This is a genomic window from Bartonella sp. OC16QHHD, assembly GCF_042194035.1.
Classification (GTDB): Bacteria; Pseudomonadota; Alphaproteobacteria; order Rhizobiales; family Rhizobiaceae; genus Bartonella.
Window position 1 is genome coordinate 1 of record NZ_JBHIMJ010000021.1, and the last position, 25,448, is coordinate 25,448.

Here is a 25,448-nt window from a genome sequence, read left to right on the forward strand (position 1 = left end):
AGAGGGACGCCCTGAAATCATGGCGGATCAACCTCTCATCCTTCAAGGGTTTCGTGGGCAAATCAATGGACCATGGAAAGCCGCGACCGTCACCCACCGCTATGAAAAACAAAGCGGATACACCACAGAAATCACACTCGAGGCACCAAACAAGGGAAAAGAGGCAGGAGAAAAGGAAACCTCTGAGTGACAGAAAATCAAAGGGACAACTTGACCCTTTGATCGGTCGTGATGAGGAATAGGTGCAACTTGCACCAATTGCATGAGTACAGCAATAGGGTATTGTTTACCCAATTCCTCAAAGGAGCAATGGTGCAAACATTGCACAATTGCATACTGAAGAGCAATTTGGTCAAGTTGACCGAATTCCTTAAACGCTTCTCTTATTTAATAATGTCCTGAATAATGTGCTTAGGATACAGAAAAATCATCAGTCAATTTATGCTAAAAGAAGTCATACCATCTTATATACGCTGCTTCTCAAATAATACGATTNAAGCTACATTGGCAAGCTAAACTGCTGGCAAGCTACAACAAACAAGTAATGGTAGCGGAGGAGGGATTTGAACCCCCGACACAAGGATTATGATTCCTCTGCTCTAACCTACTGAGCTACTCCGCCAAAATAAGCAATCATAATTGTCAATAATTACATCTTTTGCGGATATAAGGGGTAGAATAGTAAGATGTCAAGCATCGTTTTTAAGCTTTTCTCTTGTCATTCTATTTTATCCTCGATATGTAAAAGTGTAATTTTCATATGATAAAGTAAGGTAAGGCATGAAAATGGTGCCACGTGTAGCGGTTTTAGGATGCGGTCATTGGGGTGAAAATCATATACGGACACTCCACTCTCTCGGGGCTTTAGCAGCAGTTTCTGATATTGATAATGATCGTGCTGCTAGTTTTGCAACACTGTATGGTGTAGAGGTTGTTACACCAGATGATCTTTTTACGCATCGAGATATTGATGCGCTGGTATTAGCGTTGCCGCCACAATTGCATACGCAAAATGTGCTCCGTGCTGTTAAAAATGGTAAAGATGTTTTGGTGGAAAAACCAATAGCCTTGAATGTTTCTGATGCTAAACGCCAAGTTCAGGAGGCTGAGGCCTATGAGCGAGTTTTTATGGTGGGCCATATTTTGCGTTTTCATCCAGCTTTTGAAAAAATGTGTGAATTGGTGAAAAACGGAGATGTGGGAGATGTGCGATATATTTATTCTCATAGATTAGGCTTTGGAAAATTTCACACACACAGTGATGCTTTATGGGATCTTGCCCCTCATGATCTCTCAATGATTTTGGCGTTGACAGGATGTGAACCTTCCGAAATTCGCGGTGAGGGGGCTGCTGTCGTTGATCAGATTTCTGATTTTTCTCATATTCATATGATTTTTCCAAATGGCGTGCGTAGTCATCTTTTTACTTCACGCTTGAGTTCTTATCGTGAGAGGCGTTTAATTGTTGTTGGAACAAAGGCTATACTCGTTTTTGATGATATGGAACCGTGGAGTCGTAAATTGGCAATGCACTATTTTGCCGTTTGGAAAGAAAATCAAGAGTGGGCTTTTAGCATGGATGAGCTGAATTACATTGATGTTTGTGAAGATTTGCCGCTTACTTGCGAATTACGGCATTTCCTTCATTGTATTGAAACGCGTCAATCACCTCGTACAAATGGTGATGATGCTATTGCGGTTTTACGGATTTTAACAGCTGCTGATGTCAATTATGATAGATAAAAGAGATAGGTAGCGCTTTTGCATTCTTGTGATAATCAATGGAGTTAATATGCAATTCATCGACCTTGGGGCGCAGCGTGCGCGTATTGAAGATAAAATTAATTTTGCAATTGCGCATGTAGTCGCTAGTGGTAAGTATATTTTGGGGCCAAAAGTAACAGAATTTGAAGAGAAATTGGCAGAATATCTTGGCGTTAAACATGTGATTGCATGTGCTAATGGAACAGATGCTTTGAAGATGCCTCTTATGGCTAAAAATATTGGTCCAGGGGATGCTGTTTTTTGTCCTAGTTTTACATTTTCAGCAACGGCTGAAGTGGTTGCTTTGGTGGGGGCTAAACCTGTTTTTGTTGATGTTTTATCTGATACATTCAATATTGATGTTGAAAAACTTTCTCACGCTATCGAAATGGTAAAAAAAGAGGGACGTCTAAAGCCAAAAGCTATTATTGCCGTTGATTTATTTGGGCTTTCTGCTGACTATGTGCAAATTGCTCAAGTGGCTGCAAAGGAAAATCTTTTTATAATTGAAGATGCTGCTCAATCTATGGGGGGGAGAAGCGGTAATACTATGTGTGGTGCTTTTGGTGATGTGGCTGCTACAAGTTTTTATCCTGCAAAACCATTAGGATGTTATGGCGATGGAGGCGCTATGATGACCAATGATGATCATTTTGCAGAACTTTTACGCTCTATTTTGTTTCATGGTAAAGGTGAAACGCAATATGACAATGTACGTATTGGTATGAATTCGCGCCTAGATAGCATTCAGGCTGCAATTTTACTAGAAAAGTTTGCGATTTTTGAAGATGAAATGGAAAAGCGTGTGGAAATTGCTCAACGCTATTCCAATGGCTTAAGAGATATTGTTACAGTTCCAGAAATAGGAGAAAATATTCGTTCTGCTTATGCACAATATACGATTAAGGTAAAAGAACGGGATAAATTAAAAGATTTTTTACAAAAACATTCTATCCCTACAATGATTTATTATAAAACTCCTTTACATCAACAGCCAGCTTATAAACACTTCCCTTATGTAAAAGATTCCCTTTCTGTTTCAGAGTCTTTAGGAGAGTGTGTTTTAAGTTTACCAATGCATCCTTACTTGACACAAACGGATCAGGATATGATTATCAAAAAAATAAGAGATTTTTATCACTCTTGAGAGCGTGTTTTTATCCTTAAAATTATGGTCAAAGCTTTATTGGTGATCCATCTTAGAAGGTATTTTTTGTTAGAGTGTGTGGCCAATGTTTTGGTATTATTTCCTTTCTAGGACCTATGAAATGTTGTCCTTTAGAGCGGTGATATGATTAGAAAGTGAAGCTTCTAGACAAGAAGATATTTTTTAACAGAACGGTATGGGCTAAGAAACTTTGTCCTTTAGCTTAGCAAAAAAGTCACGTTTAATAAAAAGGATTTGGGTTATGAAAGTTACAATGAACCTTTGTTGATTTTACTCTTCATTTAAGGTGTTTTAAAAGATAACTTATTTAACGGGGCTTTTGGAGAGAAAAGTTATTTTTTGGCGAATACGTGATGCTAGGTCATTTTTGCTTTTGGATTTTTGAATCAATGTGTTGATGGGTGATGTATTCCCTTCTTGTAGCGCTATTTGAGCTGCTAATGTTGCTGCAAGTTCTTTTGTTTCTTCTCGGAGTTCTTCTAGCAATTGGTGGTTAGCGGTCGTGTCCAGCTCATGAGTTTGGATTTTTTGTAAGCGTTGCTGATAGTGTGCGACTTTTTCACGCATCATTTGTCTTTCCTTTGGAAGTGTGTAGTGTGGCGATATTTTGTTTGATTGCTATCGCTTCTTTGGTGAGAGTATCTTTTGTGGGGAGGCATAGCCGATAAAACTGTTCTGTTACTTGGCTCAGTTGTATTTTTTGTTGGACATATTTTTTTTGCAAAAATTCGTACTTTTGTTGGTTGTTTGCTAATTCTACAGCATGTTGTGCACGAAGAAAATCGTGATTTGCTTCTATTTCCGCGAGTGATAATGGTATTTTCGCACAAACATCTTTATACGCAAAATGAACGGCTTTACGCCAAATAAAAGGAGATAAAAGCACCAGTAACCAGGAAGTGAAAGCAACTCCAAGTATAAAAAAAAGAAATGATTGAATAAGCATAATACCCCTTTTCAAATAAGAATACGTTTAAAACGGATTCCATGTCGGTCTATGTGTTAATTTTAAATATCCTATATTGATACCAAGGCGTGCGCCGACTCCTGTACGTATTGGGATTAACAAGGTATTATGGTATTTTAGGACATGAAAACCAACACCTGCAATTAAATAGGCCGAACCTGAAATACCACCATAGCGTCTCCATAAATTATTTATGCCATTAAGATTGTAAACTAAGATCATTAAACGGGAGCCTTGGCCGCCAAAATCCCATCCTACTGAGGGACCTTGCCAAAAAACTTTATGTTGACCATAGCTTTTGGTAAAAACCATTCCTTCGCCATAGGTTAATCCAGCAAAAAAGGCACCAGAAGCTTCTTCTCCTAAAATATAGGCATTGGGATAACCGTATTTTGAAAAAATATTTTGAATTGCAACAGCCAGACCACTAGCTGTTTTTCCAAAAAAAATATGACCAGAATCAATAATTTCTTGGAGTGAATAATGAGGTTCGTTTTGCTCTATTGGTTTTAGTCGAGCTTGTGTAGTGTTTATGGTGATGAATAAAAGGAAGATTAAAGATATAATATTTTTGTACCAGTATTTGAGCAGAGAGAGAGCCATGGAGTTTTCTCCTTTTATTAGTGATAAACAAAAAGATAATATTAGAATTTTCATTCTATTCAAATAAAAAATAAGATATAAGGTTATTTAAATTCTTGAATTTATTTCTGAATTTTTTAGCATGATTGTTAATGTTTCCTATTATGCATCAGATGTTAAGAGTTTTTCTTTAAAATAAAGTTTGTTTTTTTGAATCTAGGAGTTTTCAATCATTATGACGTTAGATATTTCTTTGAAGCCTATGGATCTTGCTGCTTTGCTTTGTAGTCGTATTTGCCATGATTTGATTTCACCTGTGGGGGCTATTCAAAATGCAATGGAGCTTTATGATGAAGGAGGAGCTGAAGAAGATGCTTTACAATTGGTGCGTTTATCCGTTGCGAGTGCTGCTGCACGTCTACAATTTGCGCGATTGGCTTTTGGTTTTGCTGGTGCAAGTGGAGGACAAATAGATACACGGACTGCAGAGCAGGTTGCTCAACAATATATGAAAGAAGAAAAAGCAACTTTAAAATGGCAAGCTTCTTCTTTATTGTTAGAAAAAGATGAAGTTAAACTTTTGCTTAATTTATTATTGATTGCAAACGCAACAGTTTCTCGTGGTGGTGAAATTGTTGTTATGATTTTGCAAGAAGAAAATAAACGTTCTTTTCGATTTGAGGTTTTCGGTAGAACTCTCCGTATCCCCCCTCATTTTCTTGCGTTATTTCGTGGAGAAGTTCAAGAAGAGCTTATTGATGCACATGTCATCCAATTTTATTACACAATGTTACTTGCTCAGATGACAGAGATGAAAATAAATATTGATGAAAGTGATGGTTGTATTGTTTTAGAAAGTGTAAAAAAGCTTTGAATAAGAGAGAAGCGCTTAAGCTGTGTTGGGAAAAGTGGCTTCGATTGAACTTATGAGCGATAAGGTTATATGTGTAAATTGGGTGTGGTTACTTCTTAAGCTTTAAGCGCTTTCTATATGAGATTTTTAGTGTGCGAGTTCTCTACTTTTAATAGAGAAAAGATCTCGGGGAAAAAATCTCGGCCCGCTACACTCCGAGATTTTACAATGTGCATATTCACTGCTTAAGCGGTTTTTCGTACGTTCTCTTCAACTGGATCACGTAATACATAACCACGTCCCCAAACTGTATCAATGTAATTTACACTGGAAGAGACTGCTTCCAATTTTTTCCGCAATTTACAGATAAAAACATCGATAATCTTTAGTTCTGGTTCATCCATTCCACCATAGAGATGATTGAGAAACATTTCCTTGGTAAGGGTGGTGCCTTTGCGTAAAGAGAGAAGCTCTAACATTTGGTATTCTTTACCGGTTAAATGAACAGGGCGCCCTGCAACTTCGACAGTTTTTGTGTCAAGGTTAACGGTGAGATCTCCGGTAACAATAACCGATTGTGCATGTCCTTTTGAACGACGAACAACTGCATGGATACGTGCAATGAGCTCATCCTTATGAAAAGGCTTCGTCATATAGTCGTCTGCTCCAAAGCCAAAACCACGAACCTTATCTTCAATGGCATTCATACCAGAAAGGATTAGGACAGGAGTTTTTATTTTTGCCAACCTTAGAGTCCGCAAGACATCATACCCTGACATGTCAGGCAAATTCAGATCAAGCAAAATGATATCATAATCATAGAGTTTTCCTAAATCGATACCTTCTTCACCCAGATCAGTGATATAAACATTAAAGTTAGCCGACTTTAACATCAACTCAATGCTTTGAGTAACTGCTCTATCATCTTCAATTAATAATACGCGCATTTTAGATCCCTCACTTTGCTCCTTCACGAATCATAAGGAGCATTTCTATTTTATATCAGTTAGCAAAACCACTGTTATAAAAACAATTCATTAAATCAAACACTTATAACAAAGCGTTTATGAACATTTCAGTAGTACGCGTAACAATCACTACTAAATTCCCCACTATCCATGATAGTGGTTAACAAAATATTTTTATTTTTGAAAGAGGCTACAAAATTATTTTAGAAAAATCCTATATTTTTTAACATAATAAAAAAGGAGGGCTTTTTCTATAAACTTTAACTTAAAAAAAATTTGTAAAAGAGCTTTATAAATTACTTTTTTACAATTTCAGTGTTTATTTACTGAGCTTTAAACCTCTTCAGTTTATAATGGGGGAAAAGTTAAAGAAATAGTTATTGCTCTATTAAAGCAGATTGTATTTTCAGATGCTTTAATGAAAGGCAAAAATTATTATAATTTCAAGTTAATAGACTGTTTTTGTCGGATAGATATATAACTAAAAGATATTTATTGGGTGTGAATGCGAGTTTTGAGTTGGCGCAATCAAGGAGTAGTGAGTATGAAGCCACGAGAAAATATGGTGCGATTAAGGATGTTTCAAGTGCGTGGAAAGCGCCGTGAAATTACACAGCTTGAGATGATGATCGCAGAATTTGAACGAATGGTGTTAGAGTTGGAAGCACAGATTACTCATGAAGAACGTAAATCTGGAAACAATGATGTTCACCATTTTGCTTATTCTGCTTTTGCGCGTGCAGCGCGGCAAAGACGTGATAATCTGATCAATTCAATTCGTGATTTAGAACTTCAAAAAACAAATGCTGAAATTGCTCTCCATGAAGCTAATACAGAGCTGCAACGTGCACAGCTTTTGGAAGCACGAGAAAAGAAGATTGCTGCGGATGATAAGGATATTTTGATTCAATCTAATTCAATGGTTGGCTAATTTAATGGCTGGATGATAAAAGCAATTATTGAAAAATCCATTCTTTCAGGTTTATCTTTTGGGTATAGTATAAAACAGCCAAACTTTTACCAAGTTTGGCTGTTTTATAGATTGCTTTATGTTTTATTAATCAATGGCAACTTAATGCCTGTAGTGTTGAATCTTGGTCGTTCGTAATCCCGCTAAACCGTGTTCATCGATTAAACTTTGCCATGAAAGAAATTCTTCTACAGTCAAAGTATAACGGTGGCACGCTTCGTCAAGACTTAACAATCCACCTCTGACAGCCGCAACAACTTCAGCTTTGCGACGAATCACCCAGCGCCGTGTTGTTTGCGGCGGTAGGTCGGCAATTGTAAGCGGACTTCCATCTGGCCCAATAACATATTTCATTTGTGTTTTTATCAAGTTGGTCATTCGTATCCTCTACCTTTAGTCAAGGACTTGATTCGTTTATAGAGCATGAAATTTAAAAAAGAGCTAAAAGCGCTGAAAGAAAAAATTAATAAAGTGATTGGGTCTGTAAAAAGAAGCTCAAGTTGAAGTGTGTAGAAGAGATTCTTGCAATATTTTACTGGATTTTTCAAAAGAGAAAAAAGGATTTCTCCTAAACGATTACCATTATGCCTTATTTCCATCATTCTTTTTTTGTTTGCAGCAGCTCTTAAGAAAGTAATGCCTATGGTTGTGGAAAGGATAAAAAAATAATATAAAGACAATCAATCGTGTAAAAGTGCTAAAGAGCGTGCATCAGAATGTCAACATATGGGTAGCCATTAAACAGAGCATTAAATAGAGAATGAATACATGTTTTTAAACAGTCTTGATTTACCAGGGCAACCTGAGGATTCTCGCATTGTTGTTGCAATGTCGGGGGGGGGTTGATTCATCGGTTGTTGCAGGTCTTTTGAAAAAGGAAGGGTATAATGTTATTGGCATTACGTTGCAGCTTTATGATCATGGGGAAGCAACGCATCGGGTGGGGGCGTGTTGTGCAGGACAAGATATTGAGGATGCACGCCGCGTTGCAGAAACACTAGGAATACCGCATTATGTTCTTGATTATGAAAAGCGCTTTCGCGAAGCTGTTATTGATCCTTTTGCAGAAAGTTATGCTCATGGAGAGACCCCAGTACCATGTATTGCATGTAATCAAACGGTTAAGTTTGCTGATTTATTAGCAACGGCACGCGAATTGGGGGCAGATGCTTTGGCTACGGGACATTATATTCGTTCGCGTTCCCACGGAGCGCATCGAGCACTCTTTCGTCCTCTCGATAATGATCGTGATCAGAGTTATTTTCTCTTTGCAACGACACAAGAACAGATTGATTATTTGCGTTTTCCACTTGGTAACCTTCCAAAAGCCCGCGTTCGTGAAATGGCAGCAGAAATGGGCTTTGTGGTTGCCAATAAGCATGATAGTCAGGATATTTGTTTTGTTCCACAAGGAAAATATTCAGATGTTATCGCAAAACTGCGTCCAGAAGCAGCTAATCCTGGCGTTATTGTCCATATTGATGGAAAGATTTTAGGTAAACATTCGGGAATTGTTAATTATACGGTTGGTCAACGTCGTGGTATTGGGGTGTCAACGGGTGAAGCGCTTTATGTGGTTTATCTCGATGTGGAAAATGCACGTGTTATTGTTGGACCGCGTGAAATGTTAGAAACGCATAAGCTTTTTTTACGTGATGTGAATTGGCTTGGTGATGAGTCGTTAGATAATTTCCCTTCTCAAGGTATTGAGGTGGCTGTAAAGGTGCGTTCAACGCGTCCTCCTCATCTTGCGCGCTTACATTATAAAGAAGGTATTTTTTCCGTTGATTTATTGGAATGTGAAAATGGTGTGGCACCAGGGCAAGCTTGCGTTCTTTATGATGGAAATGGTCATGAGGCGCGTATTCTTGGGGGAGGATTTGTAACACATTCAGAACGTGCAGCCGATACTGAAATGATGTTGAAGCGCGTTTTATGCAATCTCGAAACAAAAGATTCTGTTTCCTCAGAACTAAAAACAACAGCTTTATAAAGCATAGTAAATTGATTTAATGATATCTTTTAACCTTAAACTTGAATGAGAGACTTCCGGAAGATTTTCTCATTGAAAGTTTGTTTTATGATTGAATCCATCAACATTATATCTTCTGCACGTCATAAGTGGGGTTAGGGTGTGGAAAGTGATGAAAAAAATGTAAAAATGTTTTTTATCAATGCTTTCAAAGGCTAGGGAACGGCAATATTATTGGAGACTGGTAGATAACACACAACATTAGGTATGTTCTATAACTTGAAGTGTTATCATCTTTAGTGGTCAAAGTTGGTAAAATGAGCAAGTGCAATACCTGAGGCTGTGGCAACATTAAGGCTGTCAAAACCGTCAGTCATGGGAATACGTAAGGTGTTTGATTGTTGTAGTATATGGGGTGGTAAGCCATCGCCTTCTGTTCCAAAAATAAGTGCCATTCTTTTGGTTTTGTTGGCTTGTTTGAGAGTGTGTGAGGCAGAAGGGGAGAGTGCATAAAGATGAAAGTTTTCATCGTTTAGAGCAGCTATAATGTCATCTATATCAGCGTTTTGCGTATAGGGTACTTTTAAAGCAGCACCGGCAGAAACTCTTATTGATTTGCGATAAAGTGGATCGCATGAGGTTTTGTCGACAATAATGCCATTACTGGCAAAGGCTGCTGCATTACGAAAAATTGATCCCATATTATCGTGATTCGAGATACCACATAAAACAAGAATCAAAGCTTTTTCTGGAAGATGTTGTAAAAAACTTTGTAAAGATGGCAGTATTTTGCGTTTACCAATACCCAGAATACCACGATGAACATGGAAGCCGGTGATATTATCCATAATTTTTTGTGGAACGCAATAAATGGGACATAGGGGCTGTGTTTTTTCTAAAAGCGGTAGAAGTCCAGAGAGACGGTTTGCTACGATAAGCAGTGAGATGGCAGAAAACTCTTTTGAGTGCAGTAATGCGGACAATGTTACTTTGCCTTCAGCAATAAATTGATGTTGCCGTCCAACAAGATCTTTTTCACGGATATTATGATAGGCTTTTAGGCGTGGATCATCTGTTTCATTGATTGTTGTGATATTCAAATGCATGCGAGATTTTTAGTGCTTTTTTCTTATGATTTCCAGATGTTAGAATTTTTTTTATTTTAAAAGAAGAGATAAAAAAATACTTTTTAAAACTTATGGTAGAATTTATGTTGACAATATGCAACCATAGGTATAATGTGAAAATACTGATACGGAATCATATATTTTTCTCGTATCGGGTGCAGTGTCTTGGGTCCCCGCTATTTCCCAAGTTCTGTATGCCCTTAATTTCTAAGGGAAAAGAATCTGGGTCCCCAATGCCCAGATTCTTTTTTTGAGGGTAATCATTGTTCTTCTTTTTATATCTAAATTTTTTAGTAAATCATATTTTAAAATCCAGTTGACCTGTAAGGTTACAGTAGAGTGCTAAGATATTTTTTCTAAGGTGCAAAGATGGCTTATAGATGGGTTATAATGCACATCATAAGACTAAAAAAATGCATGATTATGATAGATTTGAGCAAAAACAAGTTTTTCGTTTATGAGAAGTGAGATGGCTTTAAGTTATTCAGAAAACGATTAATAATGAAGGTTATGTGTTTGATTGCTCTTGGGAAAGCTCTTCTTTCTATTATTTTTCTCTTCTTTATTTATTGGTGCTGTTCGTGTAACTGAGCAGTTTTTACGATAATAATGGTGAGCTGAGGCGTTTATTGTATGATGAAGCTTCTGTAATATTGAGGAAAGATCGTCGTTATGCCAAAAGTATAATGATATGGTTGAAAATATTAGTTCCCTATTTCGTGAAGAAAAGGATGAGGTTCATGGATGTAAAAATCAATATACAAAGCTTAACTTTATACTCTATTTTTATTGCGTGTATTGTTTTTGCTTTGAAATATTGGGCATATCACATCACAGGTTCGGTTGCACTTTATTCTGATGCATTGGAATCAATCGTTAATATCCTTGCGTCATTGGCAGCATGGTGGGCTGTTAAAGTGAGTATGAAGCCAGCAGATCATGATCATCCCTTTGGGCATCATAAAGCGGAATATTTTTCCGCAATTCTTGAAGGGGTACTCATTATTATTGCGGCAATTGTTATTTTAAGAGAAGCATGGATAGCTCTTTCTACCGTTAAATTGTTGCAGAAACCTGGAATATGGCTTGTTATTCATCTTATTGCAACTGTCATAAACTGTATGTGGGGAATGGTTCTTATTTGGCAGGGAAAACTCCATCGCTCACCGGCTCTTAAAGCTGATGGAGTGCATTTTATAACAGATGTTTTTACGTCGCTTGCAATTTTAATTGGTTTGATTGCCGGTTTTGTCGGAGGATGGGGAGCTTTAGATCCAATTTTAGCGATAATCGTTGCCGTTAATATTCTCTTACAGGGCTGGAAGGTGATTAGAAATGCTGTTCAGGGATTAATGGATGTTGGCGTTGAATTGAATGAAAGCATGCGGATTCGGGAGCTGATTTCTGCAAATGCATCGGGTGCGCTTGAGGTCCATGATTTGCGGACGCGTGTTGCTGGGAGGGTTACTTTTATAGAGTTTCATTTGGTTGTGCCTGCTATAATGCAGGTAGGAGAAGCACATAAAATTTGTGATAAAATCGAAGCTGTTCTTCAAAAAGAATTTGATAATGTGCGTATTTCTATTCATGTCGAGCCTGAAGATGAGGCAAAATTGCCTCCTGGTACAACGGTGATCCCTTTTATATAAAAAGATTTTTTCAAATTGTCTGTTATGTTATAAGGGCTGTTTTTTATGATGGAGCGATTCATACCTCTCGAAAATACGATGATGCTCTTTTGTTGATTTTATTTTTGCATCAATCAAGTATACAAGGTTAAACAGAGTATTTAAGGCAAGATTTATTCTATTTCGTTAAAACACTGTCATTTAAGGTGTGGTGAGATAAGGCATATAAAATTTGATCTATTAAGTGTTTTTAGAGTATGGAGTAAATATTCAAAATAGGACTTACCGCTGTATTCTTTTGTAAGTGAATCTCATGAAATGATTAGCAGCTTAAATCCATTTAAGAAAACGGATTGTTTACAGACTGTTGGGATTAGATGTTTCGTTGCTTAGGGCGAAGAGGAGTGAAGCCTTCGTAATAAGTTTAATGAGATTTAATTATAAATTTTATATAAAAGTTATGAATAGGGTTTTAAAGTTTGTGATCATAGATTAATCATCATTATTGTTGCTAATAAATGTATTGTTTTATCGATACAATGGATTCTGTTTAGAGTGTTCTTTATTGCATGAAGGATGGGGACTCATTAAAGAATGAAAAAAAATAATGCTCATGTCTCTACTCTTTGAAGGATATTATTGTCGTTGCTGTAGAAAATCGCAAAGCTGAACTAAAGAATGATGCTAAAGATAGAAACTGGTTTTAATTGATGCTTTCATATTTTCATTCCAATCTGGCATCAAAATTTTACAAGGACTCGTACAGTACTGGTGCATCCTAATCATAAATATGCTTCTACATTAGAGCTATTTTAATTTGATAGACAATAACAAAAAACAAAGACTTTATTAGGAAAACAATGCTATAAAGTCAAAAATTTATATGCTCTAAATTAGAGAGGTAGATCGAATTTTTATAAAATACTTTATGAAACAACACCAAACATATCTGGCTTTACTTTTACTTATTTTACAAACGTTCGTTTGTGTCTTTTGCGTTATATTCGTAAAGATCAGATTAGCAGTAATCTAAAGATAACTCTTGGTTGAGAATATGAAAGGAAAGCGTGATACTATAGTAGACTTTTTTCTGTCTTTATCGTTCAACCAGTATAAAGTGATTATAAATCCGTGATTTCTCCAAAAATGATTTTGTCATACCTATAAACAAAGTTAGATCAAAACGACTTTTTTCTCTTAAAACTGTAAACAAATATATTGTATCCGTATAGCTTGAACGAAGTCAGATGTTTACCTGAATGACGACAGTATATATTTTAAGGATAGAGAAGATATTTCATATCACTATGATGTTATTCAAGAGCTCTTAAAACAATGATTCCTGGTGTTTTTTCAACATAATTCATAAAAGGAGAATCAACGACTTTTTCGTTTTCTTTTCGTGAAGAAGCATTTCTTAACATTGGCCCTTTATCTGTCATGATAAAGAAGCCCACATGTGTTACATCCAATCCAGCAAGTTTCGTATAAATACCAATGAAATCACCAGACTGTAAACGACCTATAACCTCCTCATTAATAAAGTTACTTGGAATATACGTTATTATGCGTTTCACAACTGGCAACCCAGGTAGATAGTTTCCACCATCAGCTTTTTTGTTGAGATATTTTTCTATTTTTACCGCATGGGGACTTATTTCAGCGGTAATATCAGTGGCGAGTTTATATTCTCTATAAGCCCAATCTGTAAAAAAATGTTTCCGATTTAAAAAATGAACATTACCGTTAATATAACGTGTTTTTATGACGTTATTTATGAATTCTGTTTGGGATGTTGATTTGCGCAATGCTTCAACATAATCCAGATAAGTGAAGCAATCTAAGCCTCTAAAGTCAATAATCAGTTTTTCTGGTGTATTTTCTGAGCCATGTAACATATTTGCTTGGTAAGGTGTCCCTAAAAAAGCTTCAGAAAGAAAGTCAATTAGTGCCCCTTTTTCCTGATAATTTGTTTCTGAACGTTTTTTGAGAAGAGCATTTAATTTATTTAGAGTATAGGGATCTAGGTTTACGTTGGTTGTTTGTTGTGTTTTTATTTTATTTTCTAAAATACTCTCTTGTGAATCAGAATCCTGAACATCACATCCTGTTACCAACATTAATATGAAAATTAATAGAGATATTTTTCGCATTTTATACACCATTTTTGAATTAAAAATTCATGACGAACTATTTCTAAAAGTGCTATTTTTTTAATGCTTATCATGATCATCGTTAGATTTAATGGTAGCATACAATCATTAAGAGTATCAATGAATATAAAGATAAAATAAGGTTCCACAAATTGCAAACGATATGAATCTTTTCTAAGATTATAGAATTAAAGAACTTTTCTCTATAATATACTTATTTTTCAATCAAAATTATTGTCAAATAAATATTTTTAAAAATATGATGAGCTTTTTATGTTGTTAAGCTATTCGGGTGTTGCTGCTTTAACTTTATAGCATATTCTGAGGGTAAGAAAATTTTTTAAGAGCTTATCTTTTAAAAGGTTTCAATTACTATAGGATATCTAATGTATCCAATGGAATTGAGATTCCTGAAAACGGTGGGATGAGAGGGGGAAATGATGTCTGATAAAATTCATCATAATGTCTCTAAAACTATTGGAAATACTCTGTGTTTCATGAAATTTTGTTCATGAGTTTGTCGCACAAATATTTTTTTCGTATAATGCAAAAAAATTTTATTCTTTGACAATGAGATAGCAATTAAAGATATAACAATTAAAACGTAATTTTATAGTTTTATCTTGACTCTTATTTAAATTTTTACTTTGTTATTATTTTGTATGTGAAAAGTATAGGGTATAGAATACTTTTAAAAGGAAACGGGAGTTAAAAGAGAGCGGGGGAGTCATTGTATGCGTAAAATAGTGTGTATGTTATGCAAGACCAAATGCTCAATCCGAAATTTGTTCAGCGTGGGCTCATTTTAGTGTTCATCACTTTATTGTTAGATATTCTTTGTATTGCGATCATTTGTCCTGTTTTGCCTGAATATTTTTCTCAATTAACTGGAAAAGAGGTCAGTACATCTTTTGTAGAAAGAGGAAAATTACTTGCAGCTTATTCAGTGATGCAGTTTTTGTTTGCTCCTGTTATTGGCAATCTCTCTGATCGTTATGGTCGTCGTCCTATTTTGCTTCTCTCTATTATCTGCTTTGCTCTTGATAATCTCATATGTGCTATAGCATGGAGCTATTCTATGTTATTTATCGGGCGTCTTTTGTCAGGGATAAGTGGCGCTAGTTTTGCAACTTGTACAGCTTATCTTGCGGATATATCCGATGATAAAACCCGTACACGCAATTTTGGTTTGTTAGGCATTGCATCCGCATTGGGGTTTATTTTAGGATCGTTTATTGGTGGTTTTTTAGGTCAGTTTGGTCCGCGTATTCCGTTTTATTTTGCTGCTGGTTTTTCTCTCATTAATTTTATTTTTTCTTGGGTTATGCTTCCAGAAACCCTTTCTTTATGGAATAGGCGCTTTTTTGATATTAAGCGGGCAAATCCCTTAGGTGCTTTTTGGCATCTGAAACAATACCCGATGGTTCTTTGGGTGTTATTGGTCTTTTTTCTTTATTGGTTTGCGGAATCTGTATGGTTAAGCATTTGGGCTTTCATTGCAAAAGAACGCTATGATTGGAGTTCTTTTTCTATTGGACTCTCCTATAGTGTTTTTGGGATAGGGCAATTTATTGTAGTCGCTCTCATTTTGCCTTATTTTTCTAAACGATGGAGTGATTGGCATATTGTTATAGTGGGGCTTTTGTTTGCCTCTGTTGCTATGCTGGGCTATACATTCGCGACGCAGGGGTGGATGGTATATATGGTTTGTGTGTGTACTATGCTTGAGTATCTTGTTCATGCACCTATACGTGCTATTGCTTCAGCGCAGGTACCGACAAATGTACAAGGAGAACTGCAAGGAGCGATGACATCTGTTATTTCGTTGAGTTTAACATTTGGTTCTGTTTTTTATGTGTTTCTTTTTGAATGTTTTACAGATAAAAATGCATTGTTTTATTTTTCTGGTGCTCCTTTTGTTGGAGGCTTTTTTCTTCTTGTTGTTGCGACAGTTATTTTTGTCTTGCGGGTACGTTAATTTGTTTAGAGAGGCCGGTACGTACTATTTTGCTAGAGAATGCACAAGATAAACAAAATGTATCATTTTATAGGCAGAAAGTTTTTTGTGATATTTGTTTAACAAAGTGTTATATAAAATATCGATATATCCTTCTCATTTAGTGAAAATAATTTTTTTATTTTGTGATATTGTTTGTATAGGGGAGTCCGTATTTTTTCTATTGCTTGCAAATTAATATCCAGTGTTAATGTAGCAGCATATTGAAAACAAAGATTAAAACGTATCTGAGTTAGATGTATCAGTATTGTATGAACAATTCCAAATTTTATATGGCAAATTGGAAGTAAAATATTGCTTATATTTGTTGGCATAACTTCTGAAATCGAAAGAAAACCTCATTTTGGAAGAATATAAAGTTGTAAAATTGAAAAAATGTTTTCTGTTTTGCGATTACTTTTTTATTCGACTTTACAGTTTTCAAAACCATCTACGGCAATATCTTTTAAAAAGTAGAGATTTGTTGCATTGTCTCACACTTTAATTTTTTTATTCTTTAGGAGGAATTATGTTTCTCATGCACAATAGAATGCTTAAAATTGTACTGTGAATCAAATACTTATTTGAAGGTTAGGCACTTTACTCTTTTTAAAGATGATTTTTATCGACCCACTTATCTTGCTTGGGGGGAGAAGCCAATGATTTTGATGGATACGACCTTAAGAGAAGAGGAATGAGAAAAATTTAAGCTATTCAGAGCGCTCTTTTTAGTTTCAGAATGATAAATAAGAATATTTATTCAATAAGTTGTAGGTATAAGAATAATATAATTGTGCGTAGGAAGATGATATAATTTAAAGGAGAGAAGCTAAAAGGTGAGGCTTTTTATTTTAAGATATTTTTTTATAATTCATAATGAGATCACTAAAATGCTGAAAGAGGTAGTGGCTATCTTGTGGTCCCGGAGAAGCTTCAGGGTGATATTGAACAGAAAAAACAGGTTTTCCAATGATTCGAATACCACAGTTTGAGCCATCAAAGAGAGAAATATGTGTTTCTTGAACATGTTGTGGTAAAGAGGCAGAATCTACGGCAAAACCGTGATTCATCGATACAATCTCAATTTTTCCAGTGTTAAGGTCTTTAACTGGGTGGTTGGCACCATGATGTCCTTGGTGCATTTTCACGGTCTTTGCACCAACCGTAAGAGCGAGAAGTTGATGACCAAGACATATTCCAAAAATTGGTAAATTATGATCAATTAATGTTTTGATTGTTGGAATGGCATATTGAGCCGTAGCTGCGGGGTCTCCTGGTCCATTAGAAAGAAAAACGCCATCAGGGTTCATTGCCAGAATTTCTTTTGCAGTTGTGTGGGCAGGCACAACAGTAATGCGGGCTTTTTGTGTTGCCATAAGGCGAAGAATATTACGTTTAATACCGTAGTCAATTGCAATGATATGAAGATTGTGCACATTGTTTGTACCGTATCCTTTATTCCAACTCCATGGTTTTTCATCCCATTGCATTGATGATTGAGATGTCACATCTTTCGTAAGGTCAAGATTGACGAGACCGTGCCATTTTTGCGCACGTTTCTTTAAAGAAGGAATATCAAAATTTCCATTAGCATCATGTGCAATGACAGCATTTTGTGCACCTTTTTCACGAATAAGAATTGTGAGTGCACGTGTATCAATACCACAAAGTGCAATAATTTTACGCGTTTTAAGCCATTGATGAAGATTTTCATTGGCACGATAATTTGAAGGATTTGTAATATCTGCCTTGAAAATAGCGCCAACAGCACCATGACAATTGAGAGGAGAGAGATCTTCAATATCTTCGCTATTTGCCCCTACATTTCCTATATGAGGAAAAGTAAAATTAACGATTTGTTGTGTGTATGACGGGTCTGTGAGGATTTCTTCATAGCCTGTGATGGCGGTGTTAAAACACACTTCAGCTTCAGCGATACCTGTAGCACCTGCTCCTTTGCCTTCAATAACTGTTCCATCTGCTAAGACTAAGAGGGCTGTAGTTTTTTTGATACTCCAAGGGTGGCTGGGTGAAGTCGCTTGTATCATATTATGTATCCACAATTTATTCTCTGAAAGGTATAATGATCAACTTTACACAAAAATCATACCTTTAGCAGATGCTGTGTATATTATTCTGGTAACGTTTTGCTTGAAGTAGGCAGTATAAGTACATTCCATGAAGAGGTAAAGTCTTGTTTTAGCTTTTCGAAGATCGAGTCCTTAATTATTTTTTTATCCTCCATTGCAAGATGGATAAAGATTGGTTAAAAGGCATCTTCTTCTTGAACAAAATTGGATAAATTTATGTTGCGTAACCAGATTGATGGGGCTCTTAGGGCTGCTTTGAAAGCGCAAGATAGTGCGCGTCTTGCTACACTTCGTTTAATGAATGCTGCAGTTAGGGATCGTGATATTCTTTATTATGATGAAGGGAAGCTAGAAGTGGATGATCAGCAGATACAGTCTGTTTTCACTAAAATGCTTCAACAGCGTGAAGAATTGATACGAGTCTATAAAGAGTCTGGTTGCTTGGAATTGGCAGAGAGAGGACAAGCAGAAATAGAAGTTATTCGTGAATTTCTTCCCTATCAACTTAAGGAGATGGAAGTAGAACAGGTTCTTTGTGAAGCTTTGGCACAAACAAAGGCAGAAAAATTACGCGATATCGGTAAGGTGATGGCATGGCTTAAGGAACGGTATGCGGGGCAAATGAATTTTTCTAAAGTGTGCAATAGTCTTCGTAAGAAATTGCAATAGATCTTAATTCAAGGGGATTGGAAAATATTTTTTATTGTGCGTCGCCTTTGTAAGTCAGTAGGATGTTGATAAATTTCATTTATTTGTACACACATACTATTATAAAAAAATAACTTTTTGATATCAACGAAACTTTTTGGGCTCTCATAGAGCAATGAAACATCTTTTATGTATTATATTTTCTGTTTTTCAAAGCTGTTAGACCATTAAAAAACAAAAGTATTATAGAGTTTTTACTTTTTTAAAAAGATCTATTGTCAGCACTGTTAAAAATTTTAAAATAGGATGATTAAGCTAATTGATACAGATTTCCAATTTTGGGGAGTGTATTATTGTCTTTTTTGCTGTTTCAAAGTATTTTTTTGATAAAGAGTTTCCCGTATTTTAGAGTGGTGATTATTCAGCAAGAAATTTAAATATAGATGGTTTTATCAATATGGTGTGTATCTTTTTAATTCAAGTGCTGGTTTTAATGATAAGAAAATCAGAACTTTAAAACGTTTTTTCTAGGGGAGACATTTTTAAGCTGAGTTTATGAAATAAAAAGATCTTTTGAAAAGAAGTCTTTGTTTGTAATGTGTTCTTGAGATGATTTTGAAATTCTTTTCTTTGATTAAATCCCTTATAAGCTATATGAAATCTATAAGTTATGCAGAATAAAATGAGTAACCTCTATTTGTGGGGATACAGTGGTGAATCTGTTAAAAATAGTTCAGTTAGCAACAATGGCTTACCCGTTAACCGCAAACGGGAACGGCGTGCCCATAGCGCATCTTGTTGACCAATATGAATGTAATCGCGGGTTAATTTGTCATTGTTAAATAAATAATGTCCTAGAGGTACAGTTCCCAAATGCATTAAGGCTTGATTGTGTAGGAGGGTTTCTTGTGGAATTACAGTGCGTCCAAGGAGCCAAGGTTTATTATCTCCCATTAATATGACTTCGCGTAGCCAATAACGCGCATTTTCGGGGAGATGCTCTGCTTCTTCTGTTAATTTATCTCGCGTAATAAAACATTCGCGTTGTGGTTGAACTTGGAGGCAGGTACAATATTTCTTTAATCGAAGCGTCATTGAGCCCGATTCCATGAGCCAATCGTGAACATTTTCTGGTATTGGAGGATTTTGATCAGAAAACCACTTTAGAGGTGGTAAGATGGAATCTTCAAGATCAGACATCGTTTTACTCCACAGCTAAAGTCTTATTCCATATGTTATGTTGGGTTAAATAGATAGCTCTATTGTAATACAAGGAGTATAAAAGCAGCAAGATTTTAACAGGAAGATATCAAAGGGAAAATCGAAAGCAAAGGTCTTTAAAAGAAGATATGCAGGAAGTATATATTATAGGATTATTTTCATTTAAAAAAGCAAAATAAAGTATTATTTTTTGTCCAAGGCACTTTCACAATGCGTTACGGAAATTTCTTTATCGCATGAGAGCAATGGGAAAAATGTTTCGTGCTTTAAAATTCGTTTGTAACGCATATAAAGAAGAGCTAAAAATTCATCTATGCAAGATGATATAAAGAGGAAGTTTTAAGAGGAACAAAACTTTATTTTATACTTTAGAAAGTGAAGAGATATTCAAAACTTTTGAATTGAGATGTAAAGGAGATCGTATTCTTTATAATCAAGAAATTTATATTAATGAATATACTTTTTAAAACGTTTAAATATATTATATTATTAAAATTATGAAGTATTAATTTATATTACAGAGTATGTAGTAATTTTATAATAAAGTTTGCATTAATATTATTCATATTTATTTATATATTTTTATTATTAAAAATAAATTAAAAAAACACATCATAATTTAAGTTTTATATTTATTTTATATACTATTTTATTTCACATATTAGGAAAAAATTATTTATCATTTTGTTCTTGCCGTCTCTCTTTATTTCTTAAGATGCAAAAAAGCTCTTCGAGTTTTCTTGGTAAAAAGGGTATTGTTGATAGAGTGTAAGCTATTAAGCATTATACGGTAGAATCTTTAATCATCGTTAGTGATTTTTGTAACCTTATGGGTTGTTATTACAGTGAGATAAGCTGGATTTGCGCACGTGGTACAAAAATCAGTTCGTATTTCGTTAAAGTAACGCAACATATCTCTCCTGATATGCGTAAGTTTATATAGGTATGAAATGGTGCGTTATAAAGTTCTTTACTGCATTTCGTTTTATAATACGGTGATGGTGTATGCCCAAAATTGCAGCTTAAGCATCTCACCATCATATCAAAATTGGTAACAACAAGTTACAGGGGAATATTTTAAACTCTGCTCGTTGTTTCCTAGTTTTGTATTGAATCCCAAAAGGTGTAAAAAATAAATACTCTATGATCGAATTTTTTGTCCTATCCATATAAGAATACAGGCTCCTATAAAACCTGAAATAAGATAGCCAAGCCAACCAGCAAAACTTACACCTAAAAGACTAAAAAGAAAGCTTGCTAGCGCAGCGCCAATAATCCCTAAGATAATATTTAACAATATTCCTGTTTGGCTTTTCATAATATACTGTGCAGCCCAACCGGCAATCCCGCCGATAATAATAGCTGCAATCCAACCTATGTTTGCATTTTCCATGATACCCTCCTTTGCCTGAATTTAAATTGTAACTAGAGTAAACTTTGTAAAAATCAAGGTTTATTCCTTTTTTACCCAGTGGAAAGGATATTTCTGTTAGAGATTTTACTTGTTAATTTCCTTTATATTAAAATAATAATCACATTTATATTATATATAATAATTAATAAGTATAAATTATATAATACATTTTAATTTATAAACAAATTAATTAATTGAGAAATATGAATAAAAGAAGAAAATATTAGTGAAAATGTTTTAAGAACTCATAAAGTGTATTTATAAGCTTTTTAAGCTCTCTCTTACATTTAAAAAACAATTGTGATTAAAGTAATAAGTAAAATGGATATTTAAAAATTTGGAGCTTGCCAATTGATATCAATGATTTTTGAAATGAAAACTGTTTCGTTGACACGTTATAGCATGGCTGTATAGGTTGAACCTCTACCAATCTTCATATAAACGTTGCATTTTTGTGGGGTTTTGTATTCCTTATAGAGTATTTCTGTTTCGTTGCTACTGTGAAGCGGTTTCCTTTTTACAAGGCGGTTTAAGTTAGAACTATCATACTCTTGACCTATTCTTTATGTGTTTAACAGTTTTGGCTTTGAGATGGTTAGGCATTTTTACGTCTTTCTTCAAGAGTTCTATTCTACATGCTGCTTTGTTTGTAATGTGCAAGCAAATGACTTTGAGCAATTCATCATGAATAGATTTTAAATGAAAGAAACTTACGATGAAGAAAGCTCATTTAAATTGTCGAATAATAAGATATTTTGATTAAATCAATATCTTGACCATATTCAAAATTGAATAATCGATGTGATGTGTGTTTTATTCAAGTTATTTGAAAAGTTAAGTTTTTTCTGCTTGTTCTTCAGCAGGGTTGCGTAGACGAGAACTTTGAAGAAGTCCCTGTTCTTCTAAAATGGGGTAGATCATTGAGGTCAAAAGAGAGTTGATTTGTTTGAGGTCGCGCACAGTGTCGAGATGAAGACTGGATGATTCTACATTTTTGAGATCCCCTTCACGCAGACGTTTAAAATGTTTTAAACTCATCTCTTTTTCTAAGTTTCGTAGTTGATCTTTTTTTTGTACCAATAGGTGTGCAGTGTGTGTATCACGTGAGACGAGAACGTTAAATGCTATATGCGCGTTGGCTAGTACAATGGCGTGGAAACGAAGGAGGTCACTCCAGCCCTCGCTGCTGAACTGTAAACCTTTTTGTTGTTTCTTTTTAACCAGCATCAACATATTATGAATAATGATATCGCCTGCTTGGTCTAATTTTATACAGGCGCCTAGAAGTTCTTGCGTTTGAAGAGCTTCTTCGTCAGATAATTTTTGTCCCGCTAATCGGGCAAGATAAAGTTTGATGGCGATATGTTTTTTGTCCAATATGGTGTTGAGTTGGTTGAGTTCACGAATAATATTGGGATCAGGCTTTTCATAAAGTCCCATAATTTTTTCTAGCATGATGTCTACAAGATCACAAATATGAATGACTTCACGCATGACATTCGAGAGGGCGAGAGTTGGGCGATCAAGAACACTGTCATCAAGAGCTGTTTGATCAGATAAATTGAGCCTTTTGTCGGCTTGCATTTTTTTTGCACTTATATTCACGATCTGAGTGGTTAATTTTAAAACCCATTTTGAAAGCGGTATTCCAGCAAGGAGAATGAAAACATTAAAAATGATATGGGCGTTGATCACTTGAGTAGGGGCGTTATTGCCAAGCCATGTGATGGGAGGGTGAAAGGAGAGAAATAAGATAAGTATAAGGATTGACCCTGCCCCACGCATGAGTAAATTTCCTAAGGGAACGAGGCGGGTATTAGGAGAGGCGTTGCGCGTTAAAAGTGGTGCTATAAGAGAAGAGCCAAAGTTGACACCAAGAACCATGACAACACAGAGTTGCGTATGGATAAGATCGTAGTTGGCAAAATTGACCAGCAAAATGATTCCTGCAATGGACGAATGTAAGAGGTAGGTTAAGCCAGCAGCCAACAAAAAAGTGGAAATAGGATCGGTTGAAAGATAACGAATGATGCTAGGCAAAATTTCGCTTTCACGTAAAGGTTCTGTCGCGGTACTTATCATCTCTAAAGATAAAATCAAAAGACCAATACCGATGACAATACGTCCTATTTGACGCCATTCACGTTTTTCTGTTGTCATGAAGATACAAGTGCCAATTAAAAGACACAAGGGTACAACAAGAGTGAGGTCATAGGTGAGAATTTTTACAACGATTGCTGATCCTAATTCTCCTCCACGTACAGCCATAAGTCCTGCTACTCCAGAGACAAAACCAGATTCAACGAAAGAGCCAACGAGGAGTGTTATTGCTGTAGAGCTTTGTAAAATCATTGCTGTAAAAAGCCCAAAACTTACGGCAAACAATGGTTTTGAAACGACGTGGCACATTTTATATTTAAGTCTGTCACCATAGGCGCGTTCAACTCCTGTGCGCACCATGCGTGTGGCCCAGAGAAGTAAAGAAATAGCGCCGGCAAGATGAAGGAGTACCAATGAACCATTCATGATACTTTATTCTTTCTTTGTTGTTGTGAATGTGGTTGCCTCAAATTAATAAATTGAAGTTTATTGTTTTTATTTCACTTTTGCTTTTAATACTTGATTAAAATCATAACCGCTTGGATTTTGAAAAACTTTTAGACCGAAACAGGGTAGAATGGAATAGAGGTGATCAAAGATATCGCCTTGAATTTGTTCATAGTCGATCCAAACGGTGGTGTTCGTAAAGCAATAGATTTCTAAGGGTAAACCATTTTCTGTAGGAGGTAATTGTCGTGCCATATAGGTCATATTAGGGTTGATGTTTAGATGCTGTTGTAGATAAGCAAAAACATAAGCACGAAAAGTTCCAATGTTGGTTAAACGGCGCGTATTGGCTAAGATATCATGATTTTTATCTAATTGAGCATTCCATTGATCAATTTCTGCTACTTTTTGCGTGAAATAATTTTCTAATAAATTAAATCGGGAAAGATATTTTTGTTCTTCTTTTGTGAGAAAATGGATACTTGATTGATCAATAAAAAGAGAGCGTTTGATGCGTCTTCCACCCGATTCTTGCATTCCACGCCAATTTTTAAAAGGGTCGGTCACAAGTTTACGGATAGGAACTGAGGTGATGGTGTTGTCGAAATTTTGAACTTTAACAGTATGCAAGGCAATTTCAATAACATCACCATCGGCACCGAGATTGGGGATTTCAATCCAATCCCCAACACGAACCATATCAGTGGATGAAATTTGAATACCGGCAACGAGAGAAAGAAGCGTATCTTGAAAAATTAACATGAGAACCGCGGCCATTGCACCAAGACCGGAGAAGAGAATAAGAGGGGAGCGGTCAATCAATGTAGCGACCATTAAAATTGTTGCAACAGCAAAAAGTGCAATTTTAGCAATTTGAATATAACCTTTTATTGGTTTTAGTCGTGCTGTTGGTCGTTGTTCGTAAAGGATGTTAATGACATTGAGACAGGAAGAAATTGTCAGGACGACAAAGAAGATAATGAAGGCGTTGGCAACATTACCGATGACAGTGCTAAATGCATCGGGCAATGTTGAGATAAAATTAACACCAATTGAAAGAATAAAAGCTGAAATGATATCCGCTATGTATTGAATAGCATTATTAATATCGATCGTTGTATTTTGGGGGAGAAAAGAAGAGAGTTTTTTTGCTCCGTGAATAAGTAATTTTCGTCCTAGAAAGTTCACTAAAAGGGCAGCTATAGTAAGAATAACAAGCCAAGAAATAGCCTCTAACCACGGATATTGAGCAATAAATTCGATCACTTTTTATTCTCCATTTCTAAAAATATATGCAGTTGAGGGGTTAAAATTTTACAACTGCTTAAGAGGAAGTATTGGAATTATGCTCTAAAGTCGTTAAATATGCAAAAAAGAATT

General features: G+C 35.5%; 19 protein-coding genes, 1 tRNA gene and 2 pseudogenes. 9 read left to right on the forward strand and 13 right to left on the reverse strand.

All coding sequences use genetic code 11. The features are described from left to right. Nucleotides 1-190, forward strand: a pseudogene (locus tag ACFIK1_RS03100) (late control protein); the annotation flags it as partial. Nucleotides 191-545: 355 nt separating this feature from the next. Here ACFIK1_RS03100 and ACFIK1_RS03105 read toward each other — a convergent pair. Further along, nucleotides 546-622, reverse strand: a tRNA-Met gene (locus tag ACFIK1_RS03105). Between the two features lie 164 nt (nucleotides 623-786). Between ACFIK1_RS03105 and ACFIK1_RS03110 the strand changes: the two genes are divergently transcribed. Together ACFIK1_RS03110 and ACFIK1_RS03115 are read left to right on the forward strand one after the other, a co-directional pair. After that, on the forward strand, nucleotides 787-1,743 hold the full coding sequence (locus tag ACFIK1_RS03110; protein WP_375633056.1) for a Gfo/Idh/MocA family protein: 957 nt from the start codon (nucleotides 787-789) through the stop codon (nucleotides 1,741-1,743). Between the two features lie 49 nt (nucleotides 1,744-1,792). Next, nucleotides 1,793-2,911, forward strand: a complete 1,119-nt coding sequence (locus tag ACFIK1_RS03115; protein ID WP_375662060.1) for a DegT/DnrJ/EryC1/StrS family aminotransferase — start codon at nucleotides 1,793-1,795, stop codon at nucleotides 2,909-2,911. A gap of 324 nt (nucleotides 2,912-3,235) precedes the next feature. Here the strand turns inward: ACFIK1_RS03115 and ACFIK1_RS03120 are convergent, their stop codons facing one another. Genes ACFIK1_RS03120 through ACFIK1_RS03130 form a run of 3 tightly spaced genes read right to left on the reverse strand, consistent with a single transcriptional unit; the run spans nucleotide 3,236 to nucleotide 4,502 of the window. Beyond that, a complete protein-coding gene (locus tag ACFIK1_RS03120; protein WP_375611955.1) occupies nucleotides 3,236-3,502 on the reverse strand; it encodes a hypothetical protein in 267 nt (88 codons plus the stop codon). Continuing rightward, on the reverse strand, nucleotides 3,492-3,878 hold the full coding sequence (locus tag ACFIK1_RS03125; protein ID WP_375662061.1) for a hypothetical protein: 387 nt from the start codon (nucleotides 3,876-3,878) through the stop codon (nucleotides 3,492-3,494). Before ACFIK1_RS03125 ends, ACFIK1_RS03120 begins: the two co-directional genes overlap by 11 nt. 27 nt (nucleotides 3,879-3,905) lie before the next feature. After that, nucleotides 3,906-4,502, reverse strand: coding sequence for a DUF1134 domain-containing protein (locus ACFIK1_RS03130; RefSeq protein ID WP_375613340.1), 597 nt, complete (start codon nucleotides 4,500-4,502; stop codon nucleotides 3,906-3,908). 214 nt (nucleotides 4,503-4,716) lie between these two features. On the opposite strand from ACFIK1_RS03130, the gene chpT reads away from it, so the two are divergent. Then, nucleotides 4,717-5,355, forward strand: a complete 639-nt coding sequence (gene chpT / locus ACFIK1_RS03135; RefSeq protein WP_375632317.1) for a histidine phosphotransferase ChpT — start codon at nucleotides 4,717-4,719, stop codon at nucleotides 5,353-5,355. A gap of 224 nt (nucleotides 5,356-5,579) precedes the next feature. Here the strand turns inward: chpT and ctrA are convergent, their stop codons facing one another. Next, nucleotides 5,580-6,281 (reverse strand): response regulator transcription factor CtrA, encoded by a 702-nt coding sequence (gene ctrA, locus ACFIK1_RS03140; RefSeq protein WP_273790819.1) that lies wholly within the window; start codon nucleotides 6,279-6,281, stop codon nucleotides 5,580-5,582. A gap of 565 nt (nucleotides 6,282-6,846) precedes the next feature. Here ctrA and ACFIK1_RS03145 point away from each other — a divergent pair. Next, entirely contained in the window at nucleotides 6,847-7,233 is a 387-nt protein-coding gene (locus ACFIK1_RS03145; protein ID WP_375634637.1) for a flagellar export protein FliJ, read from the forward strand. Between the two features lie 141 nt (nucleotides 7,234-7,374). Here the strand turns inward: ACFIK1_RS03145 and ACFIK1_RS03150 are convergent, their stop codons facing one another. Next, nucleotides 7,375-7,650, reverse strand: coding sequence for a DUF1153 domain-containing protein (locus tag ACFIK1_RS03150; protein WP_273758311.1), 276 nt, complete (start codon nucleotides 7,648-7,650; stop codon nucleotides 7,375-7,377). A gap of 390 nt (nucleotides 7,651-8,040) precedes the next feature. Between ACFIK1_RS03150 and mnmA the strand changes: the two are divergent. Beyond that, a pseudogene (gene mnmA, locus ACFIK1_RS03155) lies at nucleotides 8,041-9,265 on the forward strand (tRNA 2-thiouridine(34) synthase MnmA). 275 nt (nucleotides 9,266-9,540) lie between these two features. Here mnmA and ACFIK1_RS03160 read toward each other — a convergent pair. After that, a complete protein-coding gene (locus tag ACFIK1_RS03160; protein WP_375662062.1) occupies nucleotides 9,541-10,350 on the reverse strand; it encodes a TrmH family RNA methyltransferase in 810 nt (269 codons plus the stop codon). A 761-nt stretch (nucleotides 10,351-11,111) separates the two neighbouring features. Between ACFIK1_RS03160 and ACFIK1_RS03165 the strand changes: the two genes are divergently transcribed. Further along, entirely contained in the window at nucleotides 11,112-12,020 is a 909-nt protein-coding gene (locus ACFIK1_RS03165; protein WP_375662063.1) for a cation diffusion facilitator family transporter, read from the forward strand. A 1,292-nt stretch (nucleotides 12,021-13,312) separates the two neighbouring features. Here the strand turns inward: ACFIK1_RS03165 and ACFIK1_RS03170 are convergent. After that, on the reverse strand, nucleotides 13,313-14,152 hold the full coding sequence (locus ACFIK1_RS03170; RefSeq protein ID WP_375662064.1) for a DUF1460 domain-containing protein: 840 nt from the start codon (nucleotides 14,150-14,152) through the stop codon (nucleotides 13,313-13,315). Between the two features lie 757 nt (nucleotides 14,153-14,909). On the opposite strand from ACFIK1_RS03170, the gene ACFIK1_RS03175 reads away from it, so the two are divergent. Continuing rightward, entirely contained in the window at nucleotides 14,910-16,130 is a 1,221-nt protein-coding gene (locus ACFIK1_RS03175) for an MFS transporter (protein WP_375618195.1), read from the forward strand. An 869-nt stretch (nucleotides 16,131-16,999) separates the two neighbouring features. Here ACFIK1_RS03175 and carA read toward each other — a convergent pair. Continuing rightward, complete coding sequence (gene carA, locus ACFIK1_RS03180) at nucleotides 17,000-18,196, reverse strand: glutamine-hydrolyzing carbamoyl-phosphate synthase small subunit (RefSeq protein WP_375662065.1); 1,197 nt, start codon at nucleotides 18,194-18,196, stop codon at nucleotides 17,000-17,002. A gap of 258 nt (nucleotides 18,197-18,454) precedes the next feature. On the opposite strand from carA, the gene ACFIK1_RS03185 reads away from it, so the two are divergent. Next, the gene (locus ACFIK1_RS03185; protein WP_375662066.1) at nucleotides 18,455-18,907 is read left to right on the forward strand and encodes a GatB/YqeY domain-containing protein; all 453 of its coding nucleotides are present in this window, start codon (nucleotides 18,455-18,457) and stop codon (nucleotides 18,905-18,907) included. Between the two features lie 672 nt (nucleotides 18,908-19,579). Here the strand turns inward: ACFIK1_RS03185 and ubiC are convergent. From ubiC to ACFIK1_RS03205, 4 genes are all read right to left on the reverse strand, one after another. Continuing rightward, nucleotides 19,580-20,086 (reverse strand): chorismate lyase, encoded by a 507-nt coding sequence (gene ubiC, locus ACFIK1_RS03190; RefSeq protein WP_375662067.1) that lies wholly within the window; start codon nucleotides 20,084-20,086, stop codon nucleotides 19,580-19,582. Nucleotides 20,087-21,248: 1,162 nt separating this feature from the next. Then, nucleotides 21,249-21,500, reverse strand: a complete 252-nt coding sequence (locus ACFIK1_RS03195; protein WP_375611967.1) for a GlsB/YeaQ/YmgE family stress response membrane protein — start codon at nucleotides 21,498-21,500, stop codon at nucleotides 21,249-21,251. A gap of 855 nt (nucleotides 21,501-22,355) precedes the next feature. Then, the gene (locus ACFIK1_RS03200; RefSeq protein WP_375633036.1) at nucleotides 22,356-24,047 is read right to left on the reverse strand and encodes a Na/Pi cotransporter family protein; all 1,692 of its coding nucleotides are present in this window, start codon (nucleotides 24,045-24,047) and stop codon (nucleotides 22,356-22,358) included. 69 nt (nucleotides 24,048-24,116) lie between these two features. Next, the gene (locus ACFIK1_RS03205; protein WP_375662068.1) at nucleotides 24,117-25,334 is read right to left on the reverse strand and encodes a mechanosensitive ion channel family protein; all 1,218 of its coding nucleotides are present in this window, start codon (nucleotides 25,332-25,334) and stop codon (nucleotides 24,117-24,119) included. Nucleotides 25,335-25,448: the final 114 nt, after the last annotated feature.

What these genes read in the sequence shown, in the direction of transcription:
- ACFIK1_RS03185 (WP_375662066.1), top strand. Translation starts at nt 18,455, where the DNA reads ATGTTGCGTAACCAGATTGATGGGGCTCTTAGGGCTGCTTTGAAAGCG.
- ACFIK1_RS03150 (WP_273758311.1), bottom strand. Translation starts at nt 7,650, where the DNA reads ATGACCAACTTGATAAAAACACAAATGAAATATGTTATTGGGCCAGAT.
- ACFIK1_RS03125 (WP_375662061.1), bottom strand. Translation starts at nt 3,878, where the DNA reads ATGCTTATTCAATCATTTCTTTTTTTTATACTTGGAGTTGCTTTCACT.
- ACFIK1_RS03200 (WP_375633036.1), bottom strand. Translation starts at nt 24,047, where the DNA reads ATGAATGGTTCATTGGTACTCCTTCATCTTGCCGGCGCTATTTCTTTA.
- ubiC (WP_375662067.1), bottom strand. Translation starts at nt 20,086, where the DNA reads ATGTCTGATCTTGAAGATTCCATCTTACCACCTCTAAAGTGGTTTTCT.
- ACFIK1_RS03120 (WP_375611955.1), bottom strand. Translation starts at nt 3,502, where the DNA reads ATGATGCGTGAAAAAGTCGCACACTATCAGCAACGCTTACAAAAAATC.
- ACFIK1_RS03110 (WP_375633056.1), top strand. Translation starts at nt 787, where the DNA reads ATGGTGCCACGTGTAGCGGTTTTAGGATGCGGTCATTGGGGTGAAAAT.
- ACFIK1_RS03115 (WP_375662060.1), top strand. Translation starts at nt 1,793, where the DNA reads ATGCAATTCATCGACCTTGGGGCGCAGCGTGCGCGTATTGAAGATAAA.
- ctrA (WP_273790819.1), bottom strand. Translation starts at nt 6,281, where the DNA reads ATGCGCGTATTATTAATTGAAGATGATAGAGCAGTTACTCAAAGCATT.
- ACFIK1_RS03175 (WP_375618195.1), top strand. Translation starts at nt 14,910, where the DNA reads ATGCAAGACCAAATGCTCAATCCGAAATTTGTTCAGCGTGGGCTCATT.
- chpT (WP_375632317.1), top strand. Translation starts at nt 4,717, where the DNA reads ATGACGTTAGATATTTCTTTGAAGCCTATGGATCTTGCTGCTTTGCTT.
- ACFIK1_RS03130 (WP_375613340.1), bottom strand. Translation starts at nt 4,502, where the DNA reads ATGGCTCTCTCTCTGCTCAAATACTGGTACAAAAATATTATATCTTTA.
- ACFIK1_RS03170 (WP_375662064.1), bottom strand. Translation starts at nt 14,152, where the DNA reads ATGCGAAAAATATCTCTATTAATTTTCATATTAATGTTGGTAACAGGA.
- ACFIK1_RS03195 (WP_375611967.1), bottom strand. Translation starts at nt 21,500, where the DNA reads ATGGAAAATGCAAACATAGGTTGGATTGCAGCTATTATTATCGGCGGG.
- carA (WP_375662065.1), bottom strand. Translation starts at nt 18,196, where the DNA reads ATGATACAAGCGACTTCACCCAGCCACCCTTGGAGTATCAAAAAAACT.
- ACFIK1_RS03160 (WP_375662062.1), bottom strand. Translation starts at nt 10,350, where the DNA reads ATGCATTTGAATATCACAACAATCAATGAAACAGATGATCCACGCCTA.
- ACFIK1_RS03145 (WP_375634637.1), top strand. Translation starts at nt 6,847, where the DNA reads ATGAAGCCACGAGAAAATATGGTGCGATTAAGGATGTTTCAAGTGCGT.
- ACFIK1_RS03165 (WP_375662063.1), top strand. Translation starts at nt 11,112, where the DNA reads ATGGATGTAAAAATCAATATACAAAGCTTAACTTTATACTCTATTTTT.